Origin of the sequence: Microbacterium immunditiarum (genome assembly GCF_013409785.1) — a bacterium.
Lineage (GTDB): Bacteria > Actinomycetota > Actinomycetes > Actinomycetales > Microbacteriaceae > Microbacterium > Microbacterium immunditiarum.
This window is the reverse complement of record NZ_JACCBV010000001.1, coordinates 356,104-379,434: the sequence shown is the minus strand read 5'-3', so window position 1 is coordinate 379,434 and position 23,331 is coordinate 356,104. Positions and strand designations below refer to the sequence as shown.

Genomic DNA, 23,331 nt, shown 5'->3' with positions numbered 1-23,331 from the left:
CTACCGACACGCCGACCGGCGCCCGGGCAGGTCAGACACCCTCGGGGAGCTCCGACTCGAGCGGGTCGCCGACGACGAGGTCCGCGACCGAGTCGACCACCTCGTCGGGGCGGAACGGGTACTTCTCGATCTCCGCGCGGTCGCTGATCCCCGTGAGCACGAGCACGGTGTGCAGTCCCGCCTCGATCCCGGCGACGACGTCGGTGTCCATGCGGTCGCCGATCATGCCCGTTGTCTCGGAATGCGCCCCGATGCGGTTGAGCGCCGACCGGAACATCATCGGGTTGGGCTTGCCGACGACGTACGGCTCCTTGCCGGTCGCCTTCGTGATGAGGGCGGCGAACGAGCCCGTCGCGGGCACGACTCCGTAGGGAGTGGGGCCGGTGGCATCCGGATTCGTGATGATGAACCGCGCGCCCGCGTTGATGAAGCGGATCGCCTTCGTGATCGCCTCGAACGAGTACTGCCGGGTCTCGCCGACCACGACGTAGTCGGGCTGGGTCTCGGTCATGATGAACCCGGCCTCGTGGAGCGCCGTCGTCAGGCCGGCCTCGCCGATCACGTACGCGGTGCCGCCGGGCAGCTGCGACCGCAGGAAGTCGGCCGTCGCAAGGGCTGACGTCCAGATGCGGTCCTCCGGCACGTCGAGCCCCGACCGCGCGAGCCGTGCGCTCAGGTCGCGCGGCGTGAAGATCGGATTGTTCGTGAGGACGAGGAACGGGACGCCGGTGTCGCGCCACTGCGCGAGGAGCTCGGCCGCCCCCGGAATCGGACGACTCTCGTGCACGAGCACGCCGTCCATGTCGGTCAGCCAGCACTCGATGTCGGCCCGGGTCCGCATGCGCTCAGCCTAGCGATGCCGCCTGCTGGGGCATCCGCATCTGCGCCCGCGCAAAGCGCCGTAGTCTTCACTCGTGAGTCGCGCCGAGTGGAACCCGAGGGAGCTTCCCGACCTCGCCGACCGCACCTATCTCGTGACCGGCTCGAACGCCGGATTGGGCTATTTCGCGTCGGAGCAGCTCGCCCGCGCGGGGGCGCGAGTCATCATGACCGGGCGCAATCCGAACCGGCTGTCGGCGGCGCGCGCGGCCGTGTATCGGAGGGCTCCGGATGCCGCGCTCCGCGCGTCCGTCGACACGATGATCCTCGACACGAGCAACTTCGGCTCGGTGCGCGCGGCCGCCGCGACCGTGCGCTCGCGCAAGCACCTCGACGGCGTGCTGCTCAACGCCGGGATCGTCCACACGCCGAAGAAGCGGCAGACGACTCTCGACGGGCACGAGCTCGTCTTCGCGACCAACGCGCTCGGACACTTCGCGCTCGCGGGCGAGCTGCTGACCACGCTCGCCGCGTCGGAAGGGCGCCTGGTGTGGGTCGGCAGCATGTCGACGTCGCTCACGCCGTACGACCCGGTCGACCCCGAGCTCGTCGACGACTACTCCGCGTGGCGCGCGTACGTCCAGTCGAAGACGGCGACCACGGCGCTCGGTCTCGAGGCCGACCGGCGCCTGCGCGAGGCCGGCGTCCCCGTCACGAGCGTCGTCGCGCATCCGGGCTACTCGACCAGCGGCCGAACGCCGGGGATCATCGGCGTCAACGAGCCCAGTCGGCTCACGCGCTTCGTCGACAACCTCCAGGCCGCGATCGCGCAATCGAAGGAGCACGGCGCGTGGTCGCTCGTGCGAGCGCTCGTCGACCCGTCGATCGAGGGCGGCGAGTTCTGGGGCCCGAGGTACATCACGCACGGCGAGCCGCGCCGTGCCCGGGCGTCGCGCATCACGCGGGACGCCCAGATCGCCGAGCGCCTGTGGGCCGCGTGCGAGGCGGCCACCGGTGTGCGGTGGCCGTTCGACCGCGCGGCGCGGGTGCGGTCGCGCTGAGCTCTCGCCCGGCTCGCTCCGCTTCGTCGCGAACGGCGGGGAACGGCAGGGGAGCCGCGGGGGGCGGCATCCGCGGTGTGAGAATGACCGCGGGAGGTCGCCGATGGCCGCGGAGGAGCGCTCGCTGTGGAGGCGCATGATCGAGCGCATCCGCGAGACCTCGTGGGCGATCGACGCGAACGACGGGATCATCGCGACCGCGGGCCTGCTCCAGGGCTTCGCCGGCGCCGGCGCGGGCGATCGGCTGCTCATGTACACCGCGATCGGCGCGATGCTCGCCGGTGGCCTGAGCGCAGGTGGCGCGAAATGGGCGGAGGTCGCCGCGGAGCGCGAGGCGCAGCTGACCGTCGCGCGCGAGGAGGCGGAGGAGATCGAGGCCGACCCCGCGGGAGAGCTCGCTGAGCTCGCGGCGCACTGGGAGTCGCGCGGCCTGAGTCCCGAGCTGGCGCACGAGGTCGCCCAGCAGCTCACCGCGCGCGACGCGCTCGCCGCGCAGCTCGACGCCGAGCACGGACTCGAAGAGGTCATGGGGGCGGCGGCTCCGTGGTGGGCCGGCGTCGAGACGGCGATCGCGTTCATGATCGGGGCGGCTGTGCCGCTGCTCATCACGTTCCTCGCGCCGGTCGCCGTCGAGACGTGGGCGATCCTCGCCGCCGTGGTCGCATCGCTCGCGCTCACATCGCTCGTCGCGGCCGGTGTCGGCCGGCTCTCGGCACTGCGGATGCTGATCCGCAGTCTCGCCGTGGGCCTGGGCACGATGGGGATCAGCTACCTCGCCGGCATGGCCTTCTTCTGACGCCCTGATCACCCCAGAGTGCGGAGGCGTCAGGCGGTCAACCACACGGCGTCGGCCGCATCGGGTGGCAGGGCAACGTCGGCCCCGTCGAGGCGGATCGCCGAGGCACCCGCAACCGTCACGACCGCCCCTACGACGACCCCCGCGTCCTCGAGGGCTCGCAGCAGCGCGGGATCGCGGTCGCTCACGCGCAGCACCCGGCCCTCGTGGCCCGCGTCCGCCCGGGAGAGGAGCACGAACGGCTCGCGGTGGACGATGCCCTCGGCATCCGGAATCGCGTCGCCGTGCGGATCGAATCGCGGATGCCCCAGCCGCTCGTCGATGCGCTCGAGCAGCCGGTCGCTGATCGAGTGCTCGAGGATCTCGGCCTCGTCGTGCACCTCGTCCCACGTGTAGCCGAACTCGCGCACGAGCCACGTCTCGATGAGGCGGTGCCGCCGGATGACGCTCGCCGCGCGCCTCTCCCCCGCGGGCGAGAGTGACACGGGACCGTACGGGCGGTGCGTCACGAGGCCCTGCGCCGCGAGCTTCTGCACCATCTCGGTCACACTCGACGGCGCGAGCCCCAGCACCGACGCGAGCTGCGACGGCGTGATGCGATCGTCCTGCCACTCGGTGTGGTGGTAGATGGTCTTGAGGTAGTCGTCGATGGCGGGGGACGGCACTGGTTCAGGCTACCCGGCGCGGCGCGGCGCCTCTCATGAGCCCGTGAGCACGAGCCACAGCAGCACGCCGTTGAGGGCGATGAGGAAGGCGGATGCCGCGACCCCCGCCACGGTCGTCGCGACGCGGTTGCGGAATCGTCCCAGCACGTCACGCTTCGCCGTCAGTGCGACGAGCGGGATGAGGGCGAACGGGATGCCGAACGACAGGACGACCTGGCTCAGCACGAGCGCGAGGGTCGGATCGACGCCGAGCGCGAGGATCGCGAGCGCCGGGATCAGCGTGACGAGGCGCCTCGCGAGAAGCGGCACGCGGATGTGGAGCAGCCCGTGCATGATCTCGGCACCCGCATACGCACCGACCGACGTGCTGGCCAGGCCGCTCGCGAGCAGGCCCACCGCGAAGAGCGTCGCGACGAGCGGGCTGATCCCCGTGGCGAGGGCCGCGTAGGCGCCCTCGAGAGTGTCGGTGCCCGGCACGCCGTCGAGGTTCGCGGCCGCGAGCAGCAGGATGCACAGGTTCACGGTGCCGGCGATCGCCATCGCGATGGTGACGTCCCACTTCGTCGCTCGCAGGAGGCGCGTCGTCGGGATGCCGCGCAGGTCTTCGAGCGGGACGCCCCGCGTGAGCGGCTCCGCGGCGGGCGGCCGGTCGAGCCCCCGTGCGGCGGCGGCGGCGGGACCGGTCGGCGCGAACCGGTCGCGAGCGAGCGCGCTGTGCGCGTAGATCGCGTGCGGCATGATCGTCGCACCCAGGATCGACGCCGCCAGCAGCACCGAGTCGGTGCCCTCGAAGCGGGGCACGAGCCCGCCGACGATGCCGATCGGGTCCGGCGGGGCGACGAACACGCCGTAGGTGAAGCCGAACGCGATGATGAGCACGAGCCCGATGACCACGAACTCGAACGGCTTCGCGCCCTTGTGCGATTGCACGAGCAGCAGTCCGATCGACACGGCGCCCGTGATGAGGCCGCCCCACAGCAGCGGCACGCCGAACAGCAGGTAGAGGGCGACCGCGCCTCCGATCACCTCGGCGATGTCGGTGGCCATCGCGACGAGCTCGGCCTGCAGCCAGTAGGCGCGCCGACCCCACTTGCTGCGGATGCGCCCGCCGAGCGTCTCGGGAAGACTGCGGCCCGTGACGATGCCGAGCTTGGCGGAGAGGTACTGGATGAGCCACGCCATGACGTTGCCCAGCACGACGACCCACACGAGGAGGTAGCCGTAACGTGCACCCGCCGTCATGTTGCTGGCGACGTTGCCCGGATCGAGGTAGGCCACCCCGGCGACGAGCGCGGGGCCGATGAGCCATGCGACGCGAGGGATCGTGGGACGCCGGCGCGTACCGCCCTCGAATGCGTCGCGGGTCGCACGACCGGAGCGCTGTCTGGCAGGGGCGGCAGTTTTCGGCATACCGAAACCATAGCGTGATTTCGGTACACCGAAAAGAGGACGCGCCGTCACGCATGCCCGCGTAATCTGGCCCGGTGACCGCCTCGCCCGACGCCGACCGATCCGTGCCGGACGGGCCCGAGCCCTCCGCCGGGCCCGCCAGAACCGCCGCAGAGCCGCCGGAGCCGGAGCCCCAGCTCCCCGTCGGCGTCGGACCGTGGCCGGGCGGACCCGCCGCATGGCCCGACGACCCGCGCTACGACCCCGAGCTCCTCGCGCACGGCGATCGACGCAACGTCGTCGACGCCTACAGGTACTGGACGGTCGACGCGATCGTCGCCGATCTCGACACGCGTCGCCACGGGTTCCACGTCGCGATCGAGAACTGGCAGCACGACATGAACATCGGCTCGATCGTGCGCAGCGCGAACGCGTTCCTCGCCGCCGAGGTGCACATCATCGGCCGCCGCCGCTGGAACCGCCGCGGCGCGATGGTCACCGACCGGTACCAGCACGTGCGGCACCACGAGGACGTATCCGCGTTCAAGGAGTGGGCGGATGCCGCATCCGTCCCGATCATCGCCGTGGACAACGTCGAGGGGTCGGCGCCCCTCGACCACGGCGAGGTGCCCGAGCGGTGCGTGTTCCTCTTCGGGCAGGAGGGACCGGGGCTCTCGCCGGAGGCGCTCGCCGCCGCATCCGCCGTCGTCGAGATCACGCAGTACGGCTCCACCCGATCGATCAACGCGAGTGCGGCGGCAGCGGTCGTCATGTACGAGTGGTGTCGCCGCTGGGCGCGCTGAGCCGGCTCACGCTCCGGCGGTCATCCACTCCGGTCGAAGCACGCGCCAGCCGAGCGTCGCGAGGCGCGCGAGCATGTACACGCCGAAGAAGGCGACCGCGAGCCACGCGAGCCCTGCCGCACCCGTCGGGTGCAGGAGCGCCAGCACGACGAGCGCCGGGAGGAACGGCACGAGGTTGAGCCCTCCCGCGATCGCGAGGTAGCGCGCGTCGCCCGCGCCGATGAGCACGCCGTCGAGCACGAACACGACGCCGCACACCGGCTGCGCGACGGCGAGCACGATGAGCGCCGGCTGCACGAGGGCCGCGATCGTGGGATCGCCCGTGAAGAGCAGCCCGATGAGTGCGGAGAAGCCTCCGATCGCAGCGCCCACGACCACGCCGAACCACACTCCCCACGCGACCGTGCGGCCGAGGACGCGGCGGACGAACGGCGCGTCCTGCGCGCCGAGCCCCTTGCCGATGAGCGCCTGCGCGGCGATCGCGAGCGCGTCCAGCGCGAAGGCTGCGGTCGAGAAGATCGTGAACGCGACCTGCCAGCCGGCGAGCTCCTCGGTGCCGAGCATCGTGGCGACGGCGACCGTCGCGAGCAGGGCGAGCCGCAGCGACACCGTGCGCAGGAAGAGCCAGCCGCCGGACCGGGCCGACCCACGCACTCCTTGACTCTGGGGCAGGACGGATGCCTCGTGCTCGCGCGCGAGCCGCCCGATCACGACCGCGTAGGCGGCCACCATTCCCCACTGCGCGAGCACGGTCCCGAACGCCGACCCGGCGATGCCCCACCCGAGCCCGTAGATGAAGAGCCAGTTGAGGAGAGCGTTCGCGGCGAAGCCGATGCCCGCGATCCACAGCGGCGTCACCGTGTCCTGCATTCCGCGAAGAAGGCCCGTCGCGGCGAACACGATGAGCATCGCCGGCAGTCCCCACATCGAGATGCCGAGGTACGTGACGGCGTCGGCGGCGACCTCGGGGTTCGCGCCGAACAGCCCGACGAGGAGCGGTGTCGCGAGATAGCCGGCGATCGCGAGGATCGCACCCAGCCCGAGCGCGAGCCACAGCCCGTCGACGCCGACCGACACGGCGCGTGACGGATCGCCCGCACCGAACCGGCGCGCGACGGCGGGCGTGGTCGAGTAGGCGAGGAACACCATGAGGCCGACGATCGTCTGGAGGACCGCCGACGCGATGCCGAGCGCCGCGAGCGGCACGATGCCGAGGTGGCCGACGAGCGCCGAGTCGACGATGAGGAAGAGCGGCTCGGCGACGAGCGACCCGAGCGCCGGAACCGCGAGGCGCAGGATCGCGCGGTTCAGCGTCGCGGGTCGGGTCGTCACGCGTCGAGCCTAGAGGCGGGCGGGGACGCCGGGCGCGGCCGCTTTTCGGTGCGATCGGCCGTTTCACCCGGGCCGCGGGCTGAAGCGCGGGTAGGTTCGACGCGTCGGTGCTCGCCTTCAACCTCGCCGGGGGAGAGATGGATCCGATCGCAGGACTGCGCCGCTGGTTCGCGCGGCTGCCCTCGTGGGTGCGCGTCGCCGTCGGAGTGCTCACGATCGCGCTCGGCGTCGTGATCACGTTCCGTCCGACGACGTCGCTCGGCGTGCTCGCGCTGCTCATCGGCGCCGGCCTGGTGCTCACCGGCGTCCTCGAGCTGACGGGTGGAGGCGAGGTCGAGCCGGGCGCTCGCCCTCCCCGGTGGCGGGGCCTGCTCGCAGGAGTGTGGATCGCCGCGGGCGCCTTCGTCCTCGCGTGGCCCGGCCTCACGGTGCGCGTGCTCGCACTCGTCGTCGGGATCGCGCTGATCCTGAACGGCGTCGCCTCGGGGCTCGCGGCGTTTCGCCGAGGGATCACCGCCGACGCGCGCGTGGCATCGGGCGCCTTCGGGGTCGCCGGGGTCGCGTTCGGCGTGCTCGCACTCGCGTGGCCCGACATCACGCTGCTCGTGGTCGCCGTCGTGTTCGGCGCACGCCTGATCATGTCCGGCGTCGGGGTGGTGTGGGTCTCGCTGCGGCCCCGCGAGAGGCGTGACGCCACTGCCGCGGACGAGACGGATGCCGCGCCTCGCCCGCGTACCTGGCGGCGGTGGGCGCGCACGGTGGCCGCGGTGCTCGCGCTCGTGCCGGCGGGGGTCGCGGCATCCGTCAGTCTCTCGATCAGCAGCGCGAGCCCCGTGGTCGACGACTTCTACGCCGCCCCGCGGACGGTGCCCGACGAGCCGGGCGAGCTCATCCGCGCGGCGCCGTTCACGCGCGGCGTGCCCGACGACGCGATCGGCTGGCGGATCCTCTACACGACGACGAACCTCGACGGCCATCCCGCGATCTCGAGCGGCATCGTCGTCGTGCCGCGTGAGGGCGAGGGCGACTGGCCGGTGATCGACTGGGCTCACGGCACCACCGGCGTCGCGCAGCACTGCGCGCCGTCACTGTCTCCCGAGCCCTTCGAGTCCGGAGCGCTGTTCGTCCTGCCCGAGGTCATCGCGAACGGCTGGGCGCTCGTCGCGACCGACTACATCGGACTCGGTACGGCGGGTCCGCATCCGTATCTCATCGGTGAGCCGACCGGCCACGCCGTGCTGGACGCCGTGCGCGCCGCGCGACAGCTCGACGAGGCGCGGCTCGGTGAGCAGACAGTGGTGTGGGGCCATTCGCAAGGCGGCGGCGCCGCGCTGTGGACGGGGGTGCTCGCCGACGAGTACGCGCCCGACGTGCCGCTCGACGGCGTCGCGGCGCTCGCCCCGGCGGCCGACCTGGCGGGGCTCGCCGGAGACCTGCCGTCGCTCACCGGCGGAAGCCTCGTGATGTCGTTCGTCATCGCCGCGTACGCACAGGTGTACGAGGACGTCACTTACCGCGAGTACGTGCGTCCGGGGGCGGAGGTGACGGTGCGCGAGATGGCGACGCGCTGCTTCGCCGATCCAGCCACTCTCGTGTCGGTGCTCGCGCTCATGGGCCTCTCGCGCGACCCCGACATCCTCGCGTCGGACCCCACGAGCGGCCCGCTCGGGGCGCGCCTGGCGGCCAACACGCCGCCCGCCGACGTCGCGGTGCCGCTGCTGATCGGGCAGGGCGCGGCCGACCGGCTCATCCTGCGCGAGACGCAGGACGCTTACGTCGACGGACTGTGCGCGGCGGGCCGGCAGGTGGACTATCGCGTGTACGAGGGCCGCGACCACGTCCCGCTCGTGCAGCCCGACTCGCCCCTGATCCCCGAGCTGCTCGAGTGGACGCGATCGCGCCTCGCCGGCGACCCGGTCGAACCCGGCTGCGTGCGCAGCGGGCCCTGAGCTCGCGGCATCCGCGCATCGCGTCGGGGCATATCCTGGACGGATGACCGACGCTGCCCGATCAGGTCTCGCTCTCGACGAGCTGAGCGCCGACATCCGTCCGCAGGACGACCTCTTCCGTCACGTCAACGGCGCCTGGATCGAGCGCACCGAGATCCCCGATGACAAGGCTCGCTGGGGATCGTTCCACCTCATCGCCGAGCACGCTGAGAAGGACGTGCACGCGATCATCGAAGAGGCGAGCGCGGCCGACCCGGGCACCGAGACCCGCAAGATCGGCGACCTCTACACGAGCTTCACGAACACCGAGCGCATCGCCGAGCTCGGCGCGGAGCCGATCGCCGCTCAGCTCGCGCGCGTCGACGAGATCACCGACATCCCGACGTTCCTCCGCACGCTCGGCGAGCTCGAGCGCGACGGCGTGAGCGGCATCGTTCACCTGTACGTCGAGCCCGACCCGGGCAACCCGCAGCGTTACCTCCCCTTCCTCATCCAGGGCGGCCTGTCGCTGCCCGACGAGAGCTACTACCGCCTCGAGAACTTCGGCGAGACGCGCATCGCGTTCCGCGCGCACGTCGAGCGCCTGCTCGAGCTGGCGGGAATCGCGGATGCGCCGGCCGCCGCCGACCGCATCACGGCGCTCGAGACCGAGCTGGCGACCCACCACTGGGACAGCGTGCGCAGCCGCGACGCCGTCGCGACCTACAACCTCAAGACCTGGGACGAGGTCGAGGCACTCGCCGGCGTCGACCTCCAGCCGTGGCTCGACGGCCTCGCGCCCGGCCACCGCGACGCGTTCGCCGAGGTCGTCGTGTACCAGCCGAGCTTCCTCGAGGGACTCGGGGGCGTGCTGGTCGAGGAGCGCCTCGAGGATTGGAAGGCGTGGCTGCGCTTCAGCATCGTCCACGGAGCGGCCGCGTTCCTGTCGGACGAGTTCGTCGACGAGAACTTCTCGTTCTACGGCACGCAGCTCACGGGCGTGCCCGTCAACCGCGAGCGCTGGAAGCGCGGTGTGAGCCTCGTCGAGGCGGCGATGGGCGAGGCCGTCGGCAAGGTGTACGTCGAGCGACACTTCCCGCCCGCCGCGAAGGAGGCGATGGACGAGCTCGTCGCCAACCTCGTCGAGGCCTACCGCGAGAGCATCTCGACACTCGAGTGGATGAGCCCCGAGACGCGCGAGCGGGCACTCGCGAAGCTCGAGGCGTTCACGCCGAAGATCGGCTACCCCGTGAAGTGGCGCGACTACTCGACGCTCGAGATCGACCCGGCCGACCTGATCGGCAACGTGCGCCGCGCGCACATCTTCGAGCACGACCGCCAGCTCGACAAGGTCGGCAAGCCGATCGACCGGGACGAGTGGTTCATGACGCCGCAGACGGTCAACGCGTACTACAACCCGCTCATGAACGAGATCGTGTTCCCGGCGGCGATCCTGCAGTATCCGTTCTTCGACGCGGAGCGCGACGCGGCCGCGAACTACGGCGGCATCGGCGCCGTCATCGGCCACGAGATCGGCCACGGCTTCGACGACCAGGGCAGCCGGTACGACGGCGACGGGTCGCTGCGCGACTGGTGGACGGATGCCGACCGCGCCGCGTTCGAGGAGCGCACGAAGTCCCTCATCGCGCAGTACGACGGGCTCACCCCGGTCGGCCTGTCCGACGAGTACAAGGTCAACGGCGCACTCACGATCGGCGAGAACATCGGTGACCTCGGCGGCCTCGGCATCGCGATCAAGGCGTACCGCCTGCACCTCGCGAAGAACGACGAAGACGCCGACGGCCCCGTGATCGACGGGTACACCGGCATCCAGCGGCTGCTCCTGAGCTGGGGCCAGATCTGGCAGCAGAAGGGCCGCGACGCCGAGACCATCCGGCTGCTGACGATCGACCCGCACTCGCCGAACGAGTTCCGCTGCAACCAGATCGTGCGCAACGTCGACGCGTTCTATCAGGCGTTCGACGTCACGCCCGACGACGCCCTGTGGCTCGACGAGAGTGAGCGCGTCACGATCTGGTGACGGACGGCGCGCCGACCTGCGGGCCGGCGTGCTGCGGCGTAGACCTGGACACCCGCCCGAACCCGACTGAAGACTCGATCCGCCCCGGATCCGGCTCCCACGGCAAACTGAATATCGCCCGCAATCGAATACCCGATCGAACACCCCCCGCAACCGAATATCGCCTCGCTGTACCTCGGCGCGCCGGCCGTGCGCCGACCCGAAAATCCGAAGACCCCCGGAAGGAACCCCGCTCATGGGCATGCCCCCTGAGCCCTTCGACACGGACGACCCGCCCAGAGACACCGGATCGCTGCGCAGCTCGCAACGAAGCAGCAGCACCAGCCGCAGGCTTCCGCGCCGCACGGCGGCCCGCAAACCCGCGTTCGCGTCGACGTTGAAGGCGCTCGATGACCTCGCCGCGCACGGTGCGCGGATCTCGGTACGCATCACCGACCTCGACCGCGGCACCGCCGTGCTGTCGGGCGACGACTTCGTCACCCTCCCCGTCGCCGGCCTCGGCGTCGTCCCGCTGCTCATCGAGGTGGCGGCCGCGTTCGAGGCGGGCACGCTCGACCCGCTCGAGATCATCGACCGCTCGTCGGTCGAGCGCGTCGCGGTGGGCGGAGTGTGGCAGCACCTCATGGCCCCCGCACTGCCGCTGTCGGATCTCGCGGTGCTCACCGCGTCGACGGGCGACGCACTCGCGGCGAACGCGCTGCTCGCCCGGGTCGGCCTCCCGGCCGTGCGGCGCCGCATCGAGCTGCTCGGACTCTCCCGCTCCGCGCTGCTGGACCGGTTCCGCGACGAGCGCGGCCCGGATGACGCGCCCCACTTCGCGCTCGGCTCGTCGCGCGAGCTGTCCGAGGTGTTCGCCGCGCTCGTGAACTCGCAGGCGGTCTCGCCGGGGGTGAGCGCGCAGGTCGCCGAATGGCTGAGCCTCAACCACGACCTGTCGCTCGTGGCATCCGCGACCGGACTCGACCCGTTCTCGCACGAGAACGACGAGCACGGCCTGCTGTTCATCAACAAGACCGGCCGCGACGACGGCATCCGCGTCGAGGCCGGCGTGCTGGCGGGCCCGCGAGCGGGGGTCTCGTACGCGCTGATCGTGTGCTTCGACGATCTGTCGATCATGCATCGGCTGCGGGCGCACGAGGCCTTCCGCATCCTCGGCACCGAGCTCATGGAGTACGTGTTCTGACTTCGCACCACGGCCCGTCGGTGCCAGGATGTTCGCCATGGTCTTGGCGGAAACCACCCGTGCGTCGAGCCGCGCGCGGAAGGGCTCACCCGTGCGCCAGGTGCTCACCCTCTTCGGAGATTACTGGTGGCACGTGGAGGAGCCCCTCCCGTCCGGTGCCGTCATCGCGGCGATGGGCGATCTCGGAGTCAAGGAGCCGGCGACGCGCGCGACGCTCTCGCGCATGGTGCAGACGGGACTGCTCGACGCCGATCGCGTCGGACGACGCACGACCCACGCGCTCACAGCGCGCGCGAAGGGCATCGTCGAGGAGGAGGCGCACTGGCTCGAGACCTTCGGATCCCGCGAGCCGCAGTGGGACGGCCTGTGGAGCGTGCTCGCCTTCTCGATCCCCGAGTCCCGGCGGGCGGTGCGCCACAGCGCCAGGTCCCGCCTCAAGTGGCTCGGCTTCGCCCCGCTCTACGACGGCCTGTGGATCTCGCCCCTCGACACGGCCGATGAGGCGATGGCGCAGCTCCGTTCGCTCGGAGTCGACGACGTCACGTCGATGCGCGCGACGCTGCAGACGTCGTTCGACGGGCCCCAGCGGGCGTGGGACCTCGCGGCGGTGGCGCAGCAGTACGCCGAGTTCGAGGCGGATCTGAGGGACGGACCGGATGCCACGGCGCCCGCCGTCGCGCTGTGCGAGCGCTCGCGCCTGATGCTCGCGTGGCAGGCGTTCCGAGGTCTCGACGCGGGTCTGCCCGCCGAGCTGCTGCCCGACCCGTGGCCCCGGGCCGCGACGCGCCGGCTCTTCGCGGAGCGCTACGACCAGCTGGCGCCGAAGGCCGAGGAGCGCATGCGCGAGCACGTCGCGGGGATCAGCCCCGAGCTCGCGGCATCCGTCACGGAGCGGCGGCTCGGCCAATAGTCAAGCTTTCGTTGACGACCGTCACGCTCACTTCTAACATGTGAGCCACGCGGCACCGGAGCCGCCCATGACGATGACGTCGAACGGAGGTCTTTCCATGAAGAGACGAAGGAGCGGACGCGCGATCGCGTCCGCTGCGGCGATCGCGGGGCTCGCACTGAGCCTGCTCGCAGCACCACCGGCCGCCCTCGCGCGGCCGTCCGTGTCGATCGAGGTCCTCTCGGGCCGCGCCGACACGATCTCCGGCGGCGACACGCTCATCGCCGTGACCGGCACGAAGAAGGACCCCCGCATCCTCGCGGCAGGCGTCGATGTGACCGACGCGTTCCAGGAGAGCGACGGCCGCCTCGTCGGCCTCGTGGAGGGACTGCCGCTCGGGGCGAGCGAGATCCAGGTGCTCGCGCACAACGGCAAGGTCGATGCGACGCTCGAAGTCGAGAACCACCCCATCACCGGTCCGGTGTTCTCGGGTCCGCAGCATCCGATGTACTGCACCGCCTCGGGCGCCCCGTGGAACCTCGGTGCCGTCGACGAGGACTGCCACGTCGCCGAGCCGCGGGTGACCTACCGCTACAGGACCACGACCGGTCAGTTCGCCGACTACCCGACGGACGGCACAGTCCCCGCGAACCTCGCGACGACCACGACGATCGAGGGCGAGACGGTTCCCTACGTCGTGCGCATCGAGCGCGGGACGATCAACCGCGGCGTCTACGAGACGGCCGTCCTCGACGAGCCGGGCGGCGTCGAGCCCAGCCCGTTCGCCGACCTCCCCGGCTGGAACGGACGCCTCGCCTATACGTTCGGCGGCGCGTGCGGCGTCGGCTACTGGCAGGGCACATCGACCGGCGGGGTGCAGAACGACACGCTGCTCAGCCGCGGCTACGCGGTGGCGTCGGCGACGTTCAACGTCTACGCGCAGAACTGCAACGACGTCACGAGCGCCGAGACCGCGATGATGGTCAAGGAGCACGTGATCGAGCAGCTCGGCCCCGTCATGTACACGATCGGCTCGGGCGGCTCGGCCGGCACGATGCAGCAGCTCCTCCTGTCGAACAACTACCCGGGCATCCTCGACGGTGTGCTGGGCGAGATCGGCTACCCCGATGAGCGTTCGACGACCATCGGCGGGCACGACTGCCGTGGCCTGCAGAACTACTGGGCCTCGCCCGCCGGAGCCGGCTGGACCGACGCGCAGAAGCTCGCCGTGACGGGCCATGCGGCGACGTTCACGTGCGTCGGCTTCACGTTCTTCGACGGCGTCGACGACCCGAACCGCGGATGCGCCGCGGCGATCCCCGTCGCCGACCGCTGGTCGCCGAGCAACCCCGACGGCCTGCGCTGCACGATCGCCGACATGGTCAAGAACGTGTACGGCACCGACGACCAGGGCCGCGGCCTCCGCGTCGAGCCCGACAACGTCGGCGTGCAGTACGGCCTCAACGGTCTGAACGACGGCGCGATCACGATCGAGCAGTTCCTGTCGCTGAACGAGAGCATCGGCGGCATGAACGTCGACGGCCAGCGCACCGCTGAGCGATCAGTGGCCAGCGTCGAGGCGATCGAGCGCGCGTTCGCGACCGGCCGGATCAACATGATGACGGGCGGCCTCGCGTCGATCCCCGTGATCGAGATCCGCCCGTACACCGACCCGACCGGCGACTTCCACGAGCGCTACCGGTCCGCGATCATCCGCGAGCGGATGCTGCAGGCCTACGGCGACGCCGACACGCACGTGAACTGGACGGGCCCGAACATCGGGGCGAACACCACCGCGATGCGGCTCGCCGCCCTCGAGAAGCTCGAGCAGTGGCTCGACGCGATCGAGGCCGCGGGCGGGATCGCCGACCGCGCACGCACGGTCGCGGCGCGCCCCGCCGACCTGGCGGACGGGTGCTTCGACGCATCCGGTTCGTTCATCGCCGAGCCGCTCGACTACGACGACCCGACGACGACGTGCAACCAGCTGTACCCGTACCACTCGCAGCCGCGCGCCGAAGCGGGCATGCCGCTGACGGCGGACGTCATGAAGTGCCAGACGACCGCCCCGGTGCGCGGGGACTACCCCGAGATGACGGATGCCCAGTGGCAGCGTGTGCTCGCGGCGTTCCCCGAGGGCGTGTGCGACTGGTCGAAGCCGAGCCAGGGCTACACGGAGCTCGAGGGCACGTGGCTCGACTTCGGCGAGACCGAGCGGGTCGCGGTGTCGGGGCCGAAGATCCTCGGCAACGCCAAGGTCGGCGTCGAGCTGCGGGCGCAGGCCTCGTCATCGACGCCCGGCGCGGTCCTCGCGTACCAGTGGATCGCCGACGGGCAGCCGATCGCCGGTGCGACGTCCACGACGTTCACACCGGACGCGTCGCTGGCAGGCTCCGTCATCACCGTGCGAGTGGATGCGACGGCGGACGGGCTCGTCCCCGTGAGCGTCGTGTCCGACCCGACGCACAAGGTGGCGGGGCGCCGGTGAGCGCCAGGGCTCGCTGAGCCCGTGAAAGGAGGGAGGGGATGACCACGGTCCCGGTCATCCCCTCCCTCTGCGTCTGCGGCGGATGCCTCAGTAGAGCCGGTCGAGAAGCTCGAGGCCCCGCCTCGCCCATTCGATCTCGACGCGTGCGCGCTCGGCGAGGCCCTCGTACGCGAAGCGCTTGAACTCGATCGTGCGCTCGCGGTCCTCGTCGGGCGTCACCGCGAGGCGCCTCGTGAGCATCGGGTTGCTGAGGTTGGCGATGTGCGTGAGCTCGCCGTCGAACTGCTCGAGCTCGCTCTCCCAATGGGCGATGTGGCGCTCGAGGAACTCGCGCGCCGCCGCGGGCGTGGCCGACTCGAGGTACGCCGCCCGCAGATGGGCGGGGTCTCGCACCCGCTGGTAGTCCAGTGGCGACTCCATCCACTCGAGGAAAGCGCGCTCGCCGGCATCCGTCACGTGGTAGACGCGACGAGTGCCGCGCTCGCCGCGCGTCTGCTCCTCGCCCTCGATGAGGCCGTCGGTCTCCATCTTGCGCAGCTCGGGATAGATCTGCGAGTCGGGCGCGTGCCACACATGACCGACCGACTGGTGGAACTGCTTCTGCAGGTCGTATCCCGACAGGGGCCCCACGCGAAGGATCGCGAGTAGGGCGAAGCGCAGGCTCATGATTCTCCTCGGACGCGGCGGCATGTGGTGCGAGGGGGCCCGCCCTGTGCGGGCGAACCCCCTCGGGTCTCGGGTCAGGACGTCGCGACGTTCTCGTATCCGGTGCGCCATCCGCCGTGGTACGACTGGCGGACGACCGTCGAGTACGGCACGGGGCTGACGACCGCGCGCACGGGCAGCTGCACGTGCGGCTCGACCGTGGCCTTCTTCGAGTTCGGCTCCTCGCCCCACAGGACGCGCAGCTCGGTGCCCTCCGGGACATCCGGGTCGATCGTCGCGAGCGACAGCGCACGACGCTCGTTCGAGCTGTAGCCCGTGAACATCGAGAAGCCCACGACGGTGCCGTCGGCGTCGACCACGGCGTCGTAGTTCGCCGAGCCGTAGTTCGCGAGGGGCAGGTCGAAGAACTTGTAGCTCGGACCCTCCACGTTGAAGAGCGAGCCGTAGATCTTCGTCATGTCCTCGGGGTCCCACGCGAGCGTGACCTTCTTGCGCTGCGACGCCGGGTCGACCTTCCCGAGCGCGTCGCGGCCGATGAAGTCGTGGTCGAACTTGACGAACGAGCCGTAGCCGAGCTCCCACGGGGTGAGGTAGTAGTCCTCGATGTTGTCGGAGACGAACGAGCCGGCGAGCGTGCCGGTCGCCTCGTAGCTGTCCACGCCGAGCCACTCGCGATAGGCGCGCTCTTCCTCGCCCGTGTAGATGGCGGGCAGCGGCGAGGGGATCCAGCCCGACTCGAGCGTGTTCGACGGGTAGGCGCGCGAGCCCACCGGCAGCAGGCCGAACTCGGCGCCCGCCTCGACGATCGCGTCGCGGATCGCGTCGTGGTCCTCGTACGGGCCCCAGATCTCGAGGCCGGGGGCGCCCGCCATGCCGTGGCGCAGCGTGCGGACCTGCTTGCCGGCGATCTGCATCGTCGACATGTTGAAGAAGCCGAGCTTCTCGAGCGGGCCGCCGTTGAGCTTCTCGATGACCGCCCACGCGTTCGGGCCCTGGATCTGGAAGCGGTAGTACTGGCGCGAGACGGCGTGGCCGTACGGACGCGACGGCGAACGGCGGTCGACCGAGATGTCGAGGTTCTGGTATCCGCCGGTCTCACCGTGGAAGAGCAGCCAGTTCGACGCGGGGGCACGACCGACGTAGACGTACTCCTCCTCGGCCTCGCGGAAGAGGATGCCGTCGCCGATCACGTGACCCGACGCGGTCGTGGGCACGTACTGCTTCGCCTTGTTCACGGCGAAGTTCGCGACCGAGTTGATCGCGGTGTCGGAGATGAGCTTGATCGCGTCCGAGCCCTTGAGGAAGACGTTGTCCATGTGGTGCGACTGGTCGTAGAGGACGGCCGTGTCGCGCCACGCCTTCTGCTCCTTGATCCACGACGAGAAGTCCGCCGGGACGACGGGGTAGATGTACGAGCCGATCTGCGAGTTGCGCAGCAGCTCGACCGGGTTGGTCTGGTCCAGGAGCTCCTGGAGATTCTTGGCCACGAGTGTGAACCTCTCTGTTCGGATAGGGGTGTCGCGGATGCGGCACCGGGGTTGGGGTCAGGGTCGGTCGGTGAAGACGATGGTGTGGTTGCCGTGGCGGATGACCCGGTCTTCGGCGTGCCATTGCACGGCGCGCGACAGCACCGCACGCTCCACGTAGGCGCCCCGGGCCTGGAGGTCGGCGGCGCTCATTCGGTGGTCGACGCGGGCGATGTCCTGCTCGATGATGGGGCCCTCGTCGAGGTCCTTGGTCACGTAGTGGCTGGTCGCGCCGATCAGCTTCACGCCGCGTTCCTTCGCCTTGCGGTACGGGGCGGCGCCGATGAAGGCGGGCAGGAACGAGTGGTGGATGTTGATGATCGGCACGCCGACCTTCTCGAGGAAGTCCTCCGAGATGATCTGCATGTACCGCGCGAGGACGACGAAGTCGACGTTGCCCTTGAGCAGTTCGAGGATCTTCGCCTCGGCCTCACTCTTGTCAGGCCCCTGAGAGGGGACGTGGAAGAACGGGATGCCGAACGCGCGGACGTCCTCGGCGGTGTTGGTGTGGTTCGAGATCACCATCGGGATCGTCACCGGCAGCTCGCCGCGGCGGTGGCGCCACAGCAGCTCGAGCAGGCAGTGGTCGCTCGTCGAGGCGAGGATCGCCATCCGCTTCGGGATCGACTGGTCGGTCAGCGTCCACTGCACCCCGAGGGGCTTGAGGGTCTTGGCCAGGTCGGCCTCGATGTCGTCGATCGCGGCCGCCAGGTCGGGGCGGTGGAACACGACCCGCTGGAAGAACGCGCCGCCCTCGGGGTTGTCGGAGTACTGGTCGAGGGTGACGATGTTGCCCTTGTTGCGGGTGATGAGGCCCGTGACGGCGGCGACCAGACCGGGCTGGTCGGGGCCGTGCACGATCAGGCATGCTTGGTCGCGCTTGGGTTCGATGTGCGGGGACATTCGGGAATCTCCTCGGACGAGGTTCAGGTGGATCAGGCCTGCGCGGCCAGGTAGTCGCGGACCCACTCCGACGTGGCCAGCAGGCCGCCGAACGTGTAGAAGTGCAGCTTCACGGGGCCGTAGCCGGTCGCTGAGCCCGCCGAAGCGTCGGCGAGCAGGCTGGAGAGGTCGGTGACGAACTTGTCGGGACCGGCGGTGCCCATCAGGTTCGTGAGCGAGAAGCCGTACTTCTTGACGATCATCGCGTTGGCGCCGATGCCGAACCGGCGCGCGAAGCCGAGCAGCCGCTTGATGCCGGCCGGGCCGGGGGTGCCGATGCGGATCTCGGTGTCGATGCCGCGATCGCGCACGCCCTTGATCCACGTGAGCACCGGGTCGGTGTCGAACGCGAACTGGGTGAGGATGACCGCGTCCAGGCCCTGCTCCTTCAGCGACGCGGACTTGTCCTCGAGGTGACGCCACAGCACGTCGTCCTTGATGTCGGGGTGACCCTCCGGGTAGCCGGCGATCGACACCTCGCGCACGCCGTACTTCTGCAGCAGGCCGGTGCGGATGACACTCAGCGAGTCCGGGTACGGGCCCTCGGGCTCTGTCGGGTCGCCACCCACCGCGAAGACGTGCTCGGTCGCGCCGACCTCCTGCAGGCGGCCGAGGAACTCCTCGAGCTGGTCCTGGCTCCGCAGGCGGCGGGCGGAGATGTGCGGCACGGGCACGAAGCCGAGGTCCTTGACCGCCTTCGCCGCGGACACCCGCATGTCGAGGTCCTCGTTGCCGAGGAACGTGACGTTGATCTTGGTTCCCTGCGGGATCGCGTGCGCGGCCTCCTGGAGTCCCGGCACGTCCTTCCCGGTCATCTCCAGCGAGAACCCGCTCACGAGCTCGCGAGCGGCAGCCTTGTTCTGGGCGGGGGTGATGGTGGCCACTGTGAGGTCCGTTCCTCTCGGGTCGCGCCGCTTCGGTGCGGCCGTTGTCAGATTACCTATGACCATAGGGAATGTCCATAGGTATCAACGCGGCTCTTCCATTGAGCGGATGCCGCGCGCTTCCGGCCCGCGGAAGACGCGTTGCCCCAGGCGGGCTTCCATCGTGTGGAAGCGGCCGTTGAGCGCGCTCATCGCCCGCCGTGATCGTGGGGCCCGGTAGACGCGCTCACCGAAGACCGCGTCGCGAAGGGACGGACGCCCTATGAAAGCGATGGCCATCCACTACGGACGGCTGCTTCTCTCGTCGTTGATCCTGTTCGTGGTCGTGCTGACGGTGCTCTTCCTGCTGCTGGAGATCGCCCCGGGCGACCCGATCCAGAACTTCGTCGGAGACGTGCCGATCTCGCCGGCGTTCGAGGCGCAGATCGTCGCGGCCTTCGGACTCGACAAGCCGCTGTGGGAGAGGTACCTCGTCTATCTCGGGAACGTGTTCCGCGGCGAGTTCGGATACTCGTTCGGCACGAACGAGCCGGTGCTCGAGCTGATCCTGAACCGCGCCGGCAACACGCTCGCGATCGCCGTGCCCGCGTTCGTCATCTCGACGACGCTCGGCATCGTCCTGGGTGCGATCGCGGCGCGCACGCGCAAGCGGTGGCTCGACGGCGGCATCTCGGCGGGCGCGGTCGCGCTGTTCTCCGTGCCGAACTTCTGGCTCGGCATGCTCCTGATCATCGTGTTCTCCATCCAGCTCGGCTGGCTGCCGACGCAGGGCAAGGCACCCTACGGGCAGGACGGCATCGACATCCGCTACATGGTGCTGCCGGTCATCACGATGGCCTCGACCGAGCTCGCGTTCAAGACGCGCATCATGCGGTCGTCGATGATCGAGTCGCTCGGCCAGGACTTCATCGACACCGCGCGCTCGAAGGGCCTCGCGTCGCAGCGCGTGCTGTGGCGCCACGCCCTCCCAAACGCGTTGCTGCCCATGGTCACGGTCGCCGGATACAGCCTCGGGTTCATCCTCGCGGGATCCGTGCTCGTCGAGAGCGTCTTCGGCTGGCCCGGCATGGGGCTGCTCTTCGTCGACGCGATCCAGCGCCAGGACAACCAGGTCGTGCTGGGCGTCGCGATCTTCCTCACGATCACGATCCTGGTCGCGAACATCCTCACCGACATCACGTACGGGATCGTCGATCCCCGTCTGCGCGCGCAGTTCTCACGGAAGGTGGCCGCATCATGACAACGGTCCAGCCCACCCCGTCGCCCGAGGCCGAGCTCGGCCTCGAAGAGCCGCTGGCGCCGGATGCCGGCACCGAGACGCTCGCGGTCGGGGCATCCGGCCCCCGGCGGAACGCCGCGTGGCGCACGTTCCTGCGCAAGCGCTCCGTGTGGGTGTTCCTCCCGCTGCTCGCGGTGCTGATCCTCATCTCGTTCATCGGCCCGTCTTTCGTGGGCGACCCCGTGTCGGCGATCTACCCGAAGCTGCTGCCGCCGAGCAGCGAGCACTGGCTCGGCACCGACAATCTCGGGCGCGACTACCTCGCGCGCGTCGTGTACGGCGGGCAGATCTCGCTGATCGTCGGCTTCTCGGTCGCGGTGCTGTGCCTCACGTTGGGCCTGGTGATCGGCGGGCTGGCCGGCTACTACGGCGGGTTCATGGACAACGCGCTCGTCAAGGTGTCGGAGTTCTTCCAGGTGCTGCCCGGCCTCGTGCTCGCACTCGTCGCCGCAGCGCTGCTCGGCTCCAACGTGGTCATCATCATCGTGATCCTCGGGGTCACGATGTGGCCAGGCGTCGCGAGGATCGTGCGCGCCGAGGCGATGCGCATCACGAAGCTCGGCTACGTCGAGTCGGCCAAGGCGGCCGGCTTCTCGGGGCCGCGCATCCTCTGGTCGGACGTCATCCCGAACGCGATGCCGCCCGTGCTCGTGGCCACGACGATGACGGTCGGGCGCGCGATCCTCGTCGAGTCCGGCCTCTCGTACCTCGGCATCGGCGACGCGAACCGCCCGAGCTGGGGAGCGCTGCTCAACTCCGCGCAGGCGTACATGCAGCAGGCGTGGTGGCTCGCGCTGTTCCCCGGCCTGTGCATCTTCCTCGTCGTGCTCGCCGTGAACATCCTCGGCGACGCCATGAACGACGCCCTCAACCCGACGATCGGACGAGTCAAGTGAGCGCCCCGACGATCACTGATGCTGTCGCCGACCGCGACCGCACCGACACGAAGCCTTTCCTGCAGGTCGAGAACCTGCGCGTCCATCTCCCGACCGGCGACCGCAGCGAGGTCGAGGCCGTCTCGTCGGTGTCGTTCACTGTCGCGATGGGCGAGCGCGTCGGCATCGTCGGAGAGTCCGGCTCGGGCAAGTCCGTCACGGGGCGCGCGATCGCAGGACTCCTGCCGACGTCGCCGCGCGTGCGGGTCGACGGGTCGATCCGCTTCGCCGGGCGCGAGATGCTCACGGCTCCGGCATCCGCCTGGAACCAGATCCGCTCCAAGCGCGTCGGCATGATCTTCCAGGACCCGCTGACGTTCCTGAACCCGACCATGAAGGTCGGCGCGCAGGTCGCCGAGTCGCTCGGGGCCACGTCGCGCAGCGACCGCAGGGCGCGCACGGCCGAGGTCGTGCGCTTCCTCGGCCTGGCCGGCCTCGACCACCCCGAGCGCGTCGCCAACCAGTTCCCGCACGAGCTGAGCGGCGGCATGCGGCAGCGCGTGCTCATCGCCGTCGCGATCGCGAAGGTGCCCGACCTCATCATCGCCGACGAGCCCACGACCGCCCTCGACGCGACGGTGCAGGCGCGTGTGCTGCGCACGCTCGACGAGACGGTGTCCGAGCTCGGCACGTCGCTCATCCTCATCTCGCACGACCTCTCGGTCGTCGCGGGCATGACCGACCGCATCCATGTCATGTACGGAGGGCGAATCGTCGAGTCGGGGCCGACGGCGGCCGTGCTCGCCGATCCGCGGCACGACTACACGAAGGCGCTCCTGCGCAGCGTGCGCAGCCTCACCGAACCCGACGTGCCCCTGTACTCGATGCCCCGGAGCCTGCGCGCCCGACTCGCGCTCGAGAGGAGCCACGATGCTCAAGACTGATCGCGTCTCGAAGGAGTTCCGCGGCCGCCGCGGCACGCCGCCCGTGCTCGCCGTCCGCGACGCGAGCATCGCCGCCGAGCCGGGCCGGTTCGTCGCGATCGTGGGCGAGAGCGGCAGCGGCAAGAGCACGCTCGCCCGAATCCTGCTCGACCTCATCCCGGCATCCGGCGGCTCGGTCACCATCGACGGGCAGGATCTCGCCCGCATGGGACGCGGAGACCGCATGCGGTTCCGCCGCACCGTGCAGGCGGTCCTGCAGGACCCGGCCGGGTCTCTCAACCCCCGCAAGCGCGTCGAGCAGGCGATCGGCGAGGTCGTGCGCCTGCACGGCATCGCGAAGGGCCGCTCCGCGGTGCACGCGGCGGTCGTCGAAGCGCTCTCGCTCGTCGGAATGGACCCGCCCGAGCGGTACCTCGACCGCTTCCCGCACGAGCTCAGCGGCGGCCAGCGCCAGCGCGTGCTCATCGCGCGCGCGATCGTGCTGAGGCCACGGATCATCGTCGCCGACGAGGCCGTCTCCGCGCTCGACGCGTCGGTCAAGGCGGGCGTCCTGCGGGTCATGGCCGACCTCAAGGAGCGCCTGGACGTCGGCTACGTCTTCATCACCCACGACCTGCCCGTCGTGCGCAAGGTCGCCGACTACGTCTACGTCATGAAGTCCGGCGAGATCGTCGAGGAGGGCGAGACCGACGAGGTGTTCGCCGCGCCGTCGCATCCGTACACCCGCACGCTGCTCGCGGCGGCCCTCGAACCCGTGTAAGCGCGTGATCCGCACCGACACCCCCAGAACCCCCGCCCGGCCGCACCCCGCGTCCGGCACA

The 23,331-nt window shown here is 70.4% G+C and carries 20 protein-coding genes; 12 read left to right on the top strand and 8 right to left on the bottom strand.

Features of this window, described 5'->3' with window-relative positions; translation table 11 throughout:
• Positions 1-31: 31 nt before the first annotated feature.
• The gene (locus BJ991_RS01720) at positions 32-841 is read right to left on the bottom strand and encodes an HAD-IIA family hydrolase (protein WP_179486903.1); all 810 of its coding nucleotides are present in this window, start codon (positions 839-841) and stop codon (positions 32-34) included.
• A gap of 73 nt (positions 842-914) precedes the next feature.
• Between BJ991_RS01720 and BJ991_RS01715 the strand changes: the two genes are divergently transcribed.
• Together BJ991_RS01715 and BJ991_RS01710 are read left to right on the top strand one after the other, a co-directional pair.
• Positions 915-1,880 carry an SDR family NAD(P)-dependent oxidoreductase gene (locus tag BJ991_RS01715; protein ID WP_179486901.1) on the top strand — a complete coding sequence of 322 codons (966 nt, stop codon included), beginning with the start codon at positions 915-917 and terminating at the stop codon, positions 1,878-1,880.
• Between the two features lie 103 nt (positions 1,881-1,983).
• Positions 1,984-2,676 (top strand): VIT1/CCC1 transporter family protein, encoded by a 693-nt coding sequence (locus BJ991_RS01710; RefSeq protein ID WP_179486899.1) that lies wholly within the window; start codon positions 1,984-1,986, stop codon positions 2,674-2,676.
• A 29-nt stretch (positions 2,677-2,705) separates the two neighbouring features.
• On the opposite strand, the gene BJ991_RS01705 is transcribed toward BJ991_RS01710, so the two are convergent.
• Both BJ991_RS01705 and BJ991_RS01700 read right to left on the bottom strand, forming a co-directional pair.
• Positions 2,706-3,341 (bottom strand): iron dependent repressor, metal binding and dimerization domain protein, encoded by a 636-nt coding sequence (locus BJ991_RS01705; protein ID WP_179486898.1) that lies wholly within the window; start codon positions 3,339-3,341, stop codon positions 2,706-2,708.
• 33 nt (positions 3,342-3,374) lie between these two features.
• Positions 3,375-4,751, bottom strand: a complete 1,377-nt coding sequence (locus BJ991_RS01700) for an Nramp family divalent metal transporter (RefSeq protein ID WP_179486897.1) — start codon at positions 4,749-4,751, stop codon at positions 3,375-3,377.
• Positions 4,752-4,855: 104 nt separating this feature from the next.
• Between BJ991_RS01700 and BJ991_RS01695 the strand changes: the two genes are divergently transcribed.
• Positions 4,856-5,533 (top strand): TrmH family RNA methyltransferase, encoded by a 678-nt coding sequence (locus tag BJ991_RS01695; protein WP_179492383.1) that lies wholly within the window; start codon positions 4,856-4,858, stop codon positions 5,531-5,533.
• 6 nt (positions 5,534-5,539) lie between these two features.
• On the opposite strand, the gene BJ991_RS01690 is transcribed toward BJ991_RS01695, so the two are convergent.
• Positions 5,540-6,865 (bottom strand): MATE family efflux transporter, encoded by a 1,326-nt coding sequence (locus tag BJ991_RS01690; protein ID WP_179486896.1) that lies wholly within the window; start codon positions 6,863-6,865, stop codon positions 5,540-5,542.
• A 107-nt stretch (positions 6,866-6,972) separates the two neighbouring features.
• Here BJ991_RS01690 and BJ991_RS01685 point away from each other — a divergent pair, with 107 nt between their 5' ends.
• From BJ991_RS01685 to BJ991_RS01665, 5 genes are all read left to right on the top strand, one after another.
• The gene (locus BJ991_RS01685) at positions 6,973-8,814 is read left to right on the top strand and encodes a lipase family protein (protein ID WP_343048600.1); all 1,842 of its coding nucleotides are present in this window, start codon (positions 6,973-6,975) and stop codon (positions 8,812-8,814) included.
• Positions 8,815-8,857: 43 nt separating this feature from the next.
• Positions 8,858-10,834 carry a M13 family metallopeptidase gene (locus BJ991_RS01680; RefSeq protein ID WP_179486895.1) on the top strand — a complete coding sequence of 659 codons (1,977 nt, stop codon included), beginning with the start codon at positions 8,858-8,860 and terminating at the stop codon, positions 10,832-10,834.
• 235 nt (positions 10,835-11,069) lie between these two features.
• Positions 11,070-12,017 carry a serine hydrolase gene (locus BJ991_RS01675; RefSeq protein WP_425487516.1) on the top strand — a complete coding sequence of 316 codons (948 nt, stop codon included), beginning with the start codon at positions 11,070-11,072 and terminating at the stop codon, positions 12,015-12,017.
• 37 nt (positions 12,018-12,054) lie between these two features.
• Entirely contained in the window at positions 12,055-12,927 is an 873-nt protein-coding gene (locus tag BJ991_RS01670) for a PaaX family transcriptional regulator (RefSeq protein ID WP_179486894.1), read from the top strand.
• A gap of 97 nt (positions 12,928-13,024) precedes the next feature.
• Positions 13,025-15,394: a DUF6351 family protein gene (locus tag BJ991_RS01665; RefSeq protein ID WP_179486893.1), complete on the top strand. Its 2,370-nt coding sequence runs from the start codon at positions 13,025-13,027 to the stop codon at positions 15,392-15,394.
• Between the two features lie 87 nt (positions 15,395-15,481).
• On the opposite strand, the gene BJ991_RS01660 is transcribed toward BJ991_RS01665, so the two are convergent.
• From BJ991_RS01660 to BJ991_RS01645, 4 genes are all read right to left on the bottom strand, one after another.
• Complete coding sequence (locus tag BJ991_RS01660; RefSeq protein ID WP_179486892.1) at positions 15,482-16,060, bottom strand: PadR family transcriptional regulator; 579 nt, start codon at positions 16,058-16,060, stop codon at positions 15,482-15,484.
• 74 nt (positions 16,061-16,134) lie between these two features.
• Entirely contained in the window at positions 16,135-17,547 is a 1,413-nt protein-coding gene (gene ligM, locus BJ991_RS01655) for a vanillate/3-O-methylgallate O-demethylase (protein ID WP_179486891.1), read from the bottom strand.
• Positions 17,548-17,604: 57 nt separating this feature from the next.
• Entirely contained in the window at positions 17,605-18,489 is an 885-nt protein-coding gene (purU, locus tag BJ991_RS01650) for a formyltetrahydrofolate deformylase (RefSeq protein ID WP_179486889.1), read from the bottom strand.
• 32 nt (positions 18,490-18,521) lie between these two features.
• Positions 18,522-19,343 (bottom strand): methylenetetrahydrofolate reductase, encoded by an 822-nt coding sequence (locus BJ991_RS01645; RefSeq protein ID WP_246301179.1) that lies wholly within the window; start codon positions 19,341-19,343, stop codon positions 18,522-18,524.
• 340 nt (positions 19,344-19,683) lie between these two features.
• On the opposite strand from BJ991_RS01645, the gene BJ991_RS01640 reads away from it, so the two are divergent.
• Genes BJ991_RS01640 through BJ991_RS01625 form a run of 4 tightly spaced genes read left to right on the top strand, consistent with a single transcriptional unit; the run spans position 19,684 to position 23,270 of the window.
• Positions 19,684-20,652: an ABC transporter permease gene (locus BJ991_RS01640; RefSeq protein ID WP_179486885.1), complete on the top strand. Its 969-nt coding sequence runs from the start codon at positions 19,684-19,686 to the stop codon at positions 20,650-20,652.
• On the top strand, positions 20,649-21,587 hold the full coding sequence (locus BJ991_RS01635; protein WP_179486883.1) for an ABC transporter permease: 939 nt from the start codon (positions 20,649-20,651) through the stop codon (positions 21,585-21,587). Before BJ991_RS01640 ends, BJ991_RS01635 begins: the two co-directional genes overlap by 4 nt.
• Complete coding sequence (locus tag BJ991_RS01630) at positions 21,584-22,510, top strand: ATP-binding cassette domain-containing protein (protein ID WP_179486881.1); 927 nt, start codon at positions 21,584-21,586, stop codon at positions 22,508-22,510. The genes BJ991_RS01635 and BJ991_RS01630 overlap by 4 nt, the downstream gene beginning before the upstream one ends.
• Positions 22,497-23,270, top strand: a complete 774-nt coding sequence (locus BJ991_RS01625; RefSeq protein ID WP_179486879.1) for an ABC transporter ATP-binding protein — start codon at positions 22,497-22,499, stop codon at positions 23,268-23,270. Before BJ991_RS01630 ends, BJ991_RS01625 begins: the two co-directional genes overlap by 14 nt.
• Positions 23,271-23,331: the final 61 nt, after the last annotated feature.

Excerpts from the sequence above, each read along its gene's own strand:
- BJ991_RS01720 (WP_179486903.1), bottom strand. The coding sequence starts at position 841 with ATGCGGACCCGGGCCGACATCGAGTGCTGGCTGACCGACATGGACGGC.
- BJ991_RS01710 (WP_179486899.1), top strand. The coding sequence starts at position 1,984 with ATGGCCGCGGAGGAGCGCTCGCTGTGGAGGCGCATGATCGAGCGCATC.
- BJ991_RS01700 (WP_179486897.1), bottom strand. The coding sequence starts at position 4,751 with ATGCCGAAAACTGCCGCCCCTGCCAGACAGCGCTCCGGTCGTGCGACC.
- BJ991_RS01680 (WP_179486895.1), top strand. The coding sequence starts at position 8,858 with ATGACCGACGCTGCCCGATCAGGTCTCGCTCTCGACGAGCTGAGCGCC.
- BJ991_RS01675 (WP_425487516.1), top strand. The coding sequence starts at position 11,070 with ATGGGCATGCCCCCTGAGCCCTTCGACACGGACGACCCGCCCAGAGAC.
- BJ991_RS01670 (WP_179486894.1), top strand. The coding sequence starts at position 12,055 with ATGGTCTTGGCGGAAACCACCCGTGCGTCGAGCCGCGCGCGGAAGGGC.
- BJ991_RS01665 (WP_179486893.1), top strand. The coding sequence starts at position 13,025 with ATGAAGAGACGAAGGAGCGGACGCGCGATCGCGTCCGCTGCGGCGATC.
- BJ991_RS01660 (WP_179486892.1), bottom strand. The coding sequence starts at position 16,060 with ATGAGCCTGCGCTTCGCCCTACTCGCGATCCTTCGCGTGGGGCCCCTG.
- purU (WP_179486889.1), bottom strand. The coding sequence starts at position 18,489 with ATGTCCCCGCACATCGAACCCAAGCGCGACCAAGCATGCCTGATCGTG.
- BJ991_RS01645 (WP_246301179.1), bottom strand. The coding sequence starts at position 19,343 with ATGACCGGGAAGGACGTGCCGGGACTCCAGGAGGCCGCGCACGCGATC.
- BJ991_RS01640 (WP_179486885.1), top strand. The coding sequence starts at position 19,684 with ATGGCCATCCACTACGGACGGCTGCTTCTCTCGTCGTTGATCCTGTTC.
- BJ991_RS01635 (WP_179486883.1), top strand. The coding sequence starts at position 20,649 with ATGACAACGGTCCAGCCCACCCCGTCGCCCGAGGCCGAGCTCGGCCTC.
- BJ991_RS01625 (WP_179486879.1), top strand. The coding sequence starts at position 22,497 with ATGCTCAAGACTGATCGCGTCTCGAAGGAGTTCCGCGGCCGCCGCGGC.